The sequence below is a fragment of the Aurantimonas sp. C2-5-R2 genome, assembly GCF_036549495.1.
GTDB classification, from domain to species: Bacteria; Pseudomonadota; Alphaproteobacteria; order Rhizobiales; family Rhizobiaceae; genus Aurantimonas; species Aurantimonas coralicida_A.
Genome location: NZ_JAZHLJ010000140.1, coordinates 1 through 4,936, shown reverse-complemented (window position 1 = coordinate 4,936; position 4,936 = coordinate 1). Strand labels below are relative to the sequence as shown.

The following is a 4,936-nucleotide window of genomic DNA, read 5'->3' as shown; positions in this document are numbered from 1 at the left end:
AGAAGACGCCTACTACGCCCAGCTTGAGGCCATGCCGATCGCCGCGTAGGATGCAAACCAAACAGTCTCCGGGAAACCCGGGGCGGTTCAGTAGCTACCGTGGGTCATGATGCGATTCCTTGTTGAGAACTCCACCAACGGGAACCCTTCCTAACACGGCGGACCAACGTTCCGCAGGAAAAGCCCGGTCCAGTTTCTGGACTGGCGGGACAGCATGAGAACTCCGAAGGTCGGCGCTAACCAACGACTGGAGACCCCCATGACCCTGTGCCTGAAGACACTGTCGGGCGACACCGCCCGGATTGCAGATATCGCGCTGGACGGCCTGCGCAGTGCGCTACGCGGGGCCGCGCTCGGCAAGGACGCCCCGGGCTATGACGAGGCCCGCACCGTTTGGAACGCCATGATTGATCGTCGGCCCGGTCTTGTCGTCCGGGCGCGGGGCACCAGTGACATCCGCACGACCGTGAATTTCGCCCGCGAACACGGGCTGGTGCTCGCGGTCAAGGGCGGCGGCCACCAGATCGCCGGTCACGCGGTGGCGGAGGACGCGTTGTTGCTGGATCTGTCGCTGATGCGGTCGGTGCATGTGGACTCCGATCTGCGGACCGCGCGGGTCGACCCCGGCTGCCTCCTGTCTGACGTGGACCAGGAGACCCAGCTTTACGGCCTCGCCGTGCCGCTGGGCATCAATTCGACCACCGGCATCGCCGGACTGACCCTGGGAGGCGGGTTTGGCTGGATCACGGGCAAGCACGGCCTGACCGTCGACAATCTGATCTCGGCCGAGGTCGTCTGCGCCGACGGCATCGTGCGCGTGGCCAGTGCGGACCAGAATGCCGATCTGTTCTGGGCGATCCGAGGCGGGGGCGGCAATTTCGGCGTCGTCTCCTCATTCGAATTCGCGCTGCATCCGATCGGCCCCCAGGTCCTGTCGGGTCTGATCGTGCATCCGATAACGGACGCCCCGCACCTGCTGAAAAGCTTCCGCGAGATCTGCGCCGGCGCGCCCGATGAACTGGCCGTCTGGGCGGTCATGCGCAAGGCACCGCCGCTCCCGTTCATCCCGGAGAACTGGCATGGTCGCGAGGTTCTGATCTTTGCGGCCTGCTACGCCGGCGACATGGACGCGGGCGTCGCGGCGCTGGAAGAGCTCCGCGGCCTGGGCCAGCCCATCGCCGACGTGATCGGGCCCCACCCATATACGGGATGGCAACAGGCCTTCGATCCCCTGCTCACTCCGGGCGCGCGAAACTACTGGAAAAGCAACGACTTCCTGAAGCTGTCAGACGAAGTCATCGAGGGGGTTATCGCCGCCGTTGCTGACCTACCCGACCCGCAATGCGAAATCTTCATCGCCTACCTGGGCGGCAGGCTGACCCGCGTCGGTCCGGCCGAGACTCCGTTCCCCCAGCGCAAGGCGCATTTCGTCATGAACGTCCATACGCGCTGGTCGGACCCGGCGCAGGACCGGACCTGCATCGCATGGGCCCGGGATCTGTTCGACCGAACAGCGCCCCATGCCGCCGGCAGCGTCTATGTGAACTTCTTGCCGGCGGACGACGTCGACCGGATGTCACAGGCCTATGGTCCCAATATGGACCGGCTGCGGGCGGCCAAGGCGAAATATGATCCCCACAACCTTTTCCGCATGAACCACAACATTCGGACCCCCTGAAACGGGGGACTGCCGTCACCGTGAGCTGGCAGAACCGGGACAGGTTCTCGGTCCGTCGATGGCACCGGGCGGGGTCGTGTCCCCGGACGTGGTGTAGCTGGGTGGTAGCAGCGCCGCTCGCGAAGCGCGCCCATCACGGGGTGCCGTAGCGAGTGAGCGGGGCTGCGGTGGTCATCCACGGTCTTCGGTAGGGTTGGGTTTGCGGACTCAAACCTGAACCAAGGAACCGAAGATGACCGACGAGATCATGGCCCTGCGCGGGTTGATGGAGAAGAGCGCCGACGCCGATATTTTGCGCGAGATGATCGGCTTCGCCGCCGAGCGGCTGATGGAGCTGGAGGTGGGCGGGCTGACGGGCGCGGCGCACGGCCAGAAGAGCCCCGAGCGGTTGGCCCAGCGCAACGGCTACCGTGACCGCGACTGGGAGACGCGGGCAGGGACGGTGGAACTGCGCATCCCCAAGCTTCGCAAGGGATCGTACTTCCCCAGCTTCCTGGAGCCTCGGCGGCTGGCGGAGAAGGCCCTAACGGCGGTGATCCAGTCCGGAACGCCGTCGCGAAGTCTCGGTCGGCTACCGGTGCGGATCGTCATGGCCCCGCCGCACTTGGCACAATGGATCAGACCGGTCAGCAGCGTAGGACCGCCACGACCTGCGGCGGCGTCACCTTGGGGTTGCGCGCCTTCATGCGGGCCTGAACGGCGTCGAACGTCGCCTGTTCGATGATCGGCGGCACCGCGACGGGGATGACCTCCTCATCGGGCTTGTTGTCGCCGTTCTTGGTACGACGGTTGAACTCGTGCCGCCCGATATAGGTCTTCCGAGTCAGCATCCGGTGGACCGTGCCGATGCCCCAGCGCCCGCCATCGCGGGTGAAGATGCGGTGTTCGTTGAGGTGCTTGGTGATCGCCTTCACGCCCATCGGGCCGGACGTGCCGTCACCCTCCAGCGCGAGCCGGAACGCCAGCCGCACGGTGTCGGCATGAAGCGGGTCGATCTCCAGCTTCTTCTTGATCTTGGCGCCGCGCTGCTCGGCCGCGACGACGCGGTAGCCGATGGGTGGCAGCGAGTCATTCCAGAACCCCTTGAGAGCGCCGGTGCAAAAATCCACCACTGAAGCGGCCGGATATCTGGCTGTTGGCCGGAGCAAAACTCCGCCAGTGATAGCCTTCGTGCCTTTGGCCGAGGGCGGGGATGAAGAGTGTGGAACTTTATGCGCGGGTAAGGCGGTCTGTTTTCATCGATGGTTTGAGCCGTCGGGAGGCCGCCCGGCTTTTCGGCATCGACCGGCGGTCGGTCGACAAGATGCTGCGGTTTTCCGTGCCGCCGGGGTATCGGCGCAGCAAGCCTGTCGTGCGACCGAAGCTCGATCCGTTCATCGTCATCATCGACCGGATCCTGGAAGACGACAGCGAGCGGCCCAAGAAGCAGCGTCACACCTCGAAGCGGATTTTCGAGCGGCTGCGCGACGAGCATGGCTTTGCCGGCGGCATCACGATCGTGAAGGACTACGTTCATGCGGCCAGGGAGCGCCAGCGCGAGATGTTCGTGCCGCTTTCCCATCCACCGGGACATGCTCAGGTCGATTTCGGCGAAGCGCTTGCCGTGATCGACGGCGTCGAACGCAAGATCCACTTCCTGGCGATGGACCTGCCACATTCGGACGGTTGTTTCGTCAAGGCTTATCCGCAGGAGACGAGCGAGGCCTTCTGCGACGGACACGTCTCGGCCTTTGCCTTCTTCGGCGGCGTTCCGATTTCCATCCTCTACGACAACACCAAAATCGCCGTCGCCCGCATTCTGGGAGACGGCACCCGCAAGCGCACCCGGGTGTTCTCCGAGCTTGTCTCCCATTACCTGTTTGCCGATCGCTTCGGCCGTCCCGGCAAGGGCAATGACAAGGGAAAGGTAGAGGGTCTGGTCGGCTATTGCCGCCGCAACTTCATGGTGCCGGTGCCGCGGTTTTCCAGCTTCGAGGATTTCAATCGATGGCTAGAGCAACAATGCCGACGGCGCATGGCGGACAGGTTGCGTGGGCATGGCGAGACGATCGGAGAGCGTCTCGAACGCGATCGCGCCCACTTCCAACCTCTGCCGGTTGTCGCCTACGATGCCTGCGACAAGTGCTGCGCCCGGGTTAGTTCGCTGTCGCTGGTGCGCTATCGCGGCAATGACTATTCCGTCCCCAGCGCNCGGAGAGCGTCTCGAACGCGATCGCGCCCACTTCCAACCTCTGCCGGTTGTCGCCTACGATGCCTGCGACAAGTGCTGCGCCCGGGTTAGTTGTGGATCGGCGTGCAAAAAGGGGTCTGACGCAAATCCGATGACGATCAGTACGCACCGAGCAATCGGGCCTCGAGCAGGTCGATCTTTCCGCGGCCGTACATTTGTCGTTTGACGAGCTTGAGCTTGTTGACTTGCCCTTCGGTTTGCCCGTTCGACCAGGGCTCGGCGATGGCGGCGCGCACGGCGGCAAGATCTTTGGTGAGGCCGCGGACGAATGAGGCGATCAGGCTCGGTGTAGCGGCCCGGATCCATTCATCGAGATCGCTTGTTGCCCGTCGGCGGATGATGGTGTGGAAGCGATCGATCAGCACCCGCGCCTCAGCAAGCGCTGGGGCACCAGTCTCTATCGCTGCGACGGTGACCGTCTCGGCTTTTGTCAGATGATCGCGCATCAACATCATGAGACGAGCAATCGATCGCGCCGAGGGAATCCTGCGAAACTGGGCGTTCGTCATTCTCTCTGAACGTCGTCGGCGCGTCGCCCACTCGCCAACGACGCGGGTCGATCCGGCAAAGCCCATCGTCCGAAGCCGCCGCCAGAGTTCGGCGCCGTTGCGACAGCCTGTGTCCCATTGCGCGTCGAGGAACGGCAGATGAGGATCGAGTGATCCCTGGCGGGTACGGAATACGTCGGTGCGCTCACCGCGCACAATCTGTCGGACCAGCTTGCGACTCCGACCAGTTCGCCGGACGATCTCCTTGATCGAGACGCACTCCGCGGCAAGGCTGGTGATCACGGCGTTTGTTTCCTCGCGTCGAAGGTAGCCCTCGAACTGGATCCGCTCGGCCGACGTCAGGAGCTGTGGATCGATGACCGTCGCATCCAGAGCGGCGCGGATCGGCTTCATCGACTGCTTGACGGCCGTGATGTTTCCCCGAATTGGTGGCTCTTGCGCAGGTTGTGTGGTTCATGTGCGCCAGGAGGAACCGTTGGCGAAGAAGATCGAGGTTTCCGCGTCCGTACATTGAACGCT

Annotated in this window: 2 protein-coding genes and 3 pseudogenes; 3 read left to right on the top strand and 2 right to left on the bottom strand. The window is 64.0% G+C overall.

The features are described 5' to 3' along the window. Window positions 1-259: 259 nt before the first annotated feature. Both VQ044_RS23700 and VQ044_RS23695 read left to right on the top strand, forming a co-directional pair. A complete protein-coding gene (locus tag VQ044_RS23700; RefSeq protein WP_327650087.1) occupies window positions 260-1,678 on the top strand; it encodes an FAD-binding oxidoreductase in 1,419 nt (472 codons plus the stop codon). 232 nt (window positions 1,679-1,910) lie between these two features. Next, a pseudogene (locus VQ044_RS23695) lies at window positions 1,911-2,252 on the top strand (transposase); the annotation flags it as partial. A gap of 52 nt (window positions 2,253-2,304) precedes the next feature. Here the strand turns inward: VQ044_RS23695 and VQ044_RS23690 are convergent. After that, entirely contained in the window at window positions 2,305-2,790 is a 486-nt protein-coding gene (locus VQ044_RS23690; protein ID WP_327651457.1) for a recombinase family protein, read from the bottom strand. 80 nt (window positions 2,791-2,870) lie between these two features. Between VQ044_RS23690 and istA the strand changes: the two are divergent. Further along, window positions 2,871-3,866, top strand: a pseudogene (gene istA, locus VQ044_RS23685) (IS21 family transposase); the annotation flags it as partial. A 140-nt stretch (window positions 3,867-4,006) separates the two neighbouring features. Here the strand turns inward: istA and VQ044_RS25945 are convergent. After that, window positions 4,007-4,822 (bottom strand): annotated as a pseudogene (locus VQ044_RS25945) (transposase); the annotation flags it as partial. Between the last annotated feature and the right edge of the window lie 114 nt (window positions 4,823-4,936).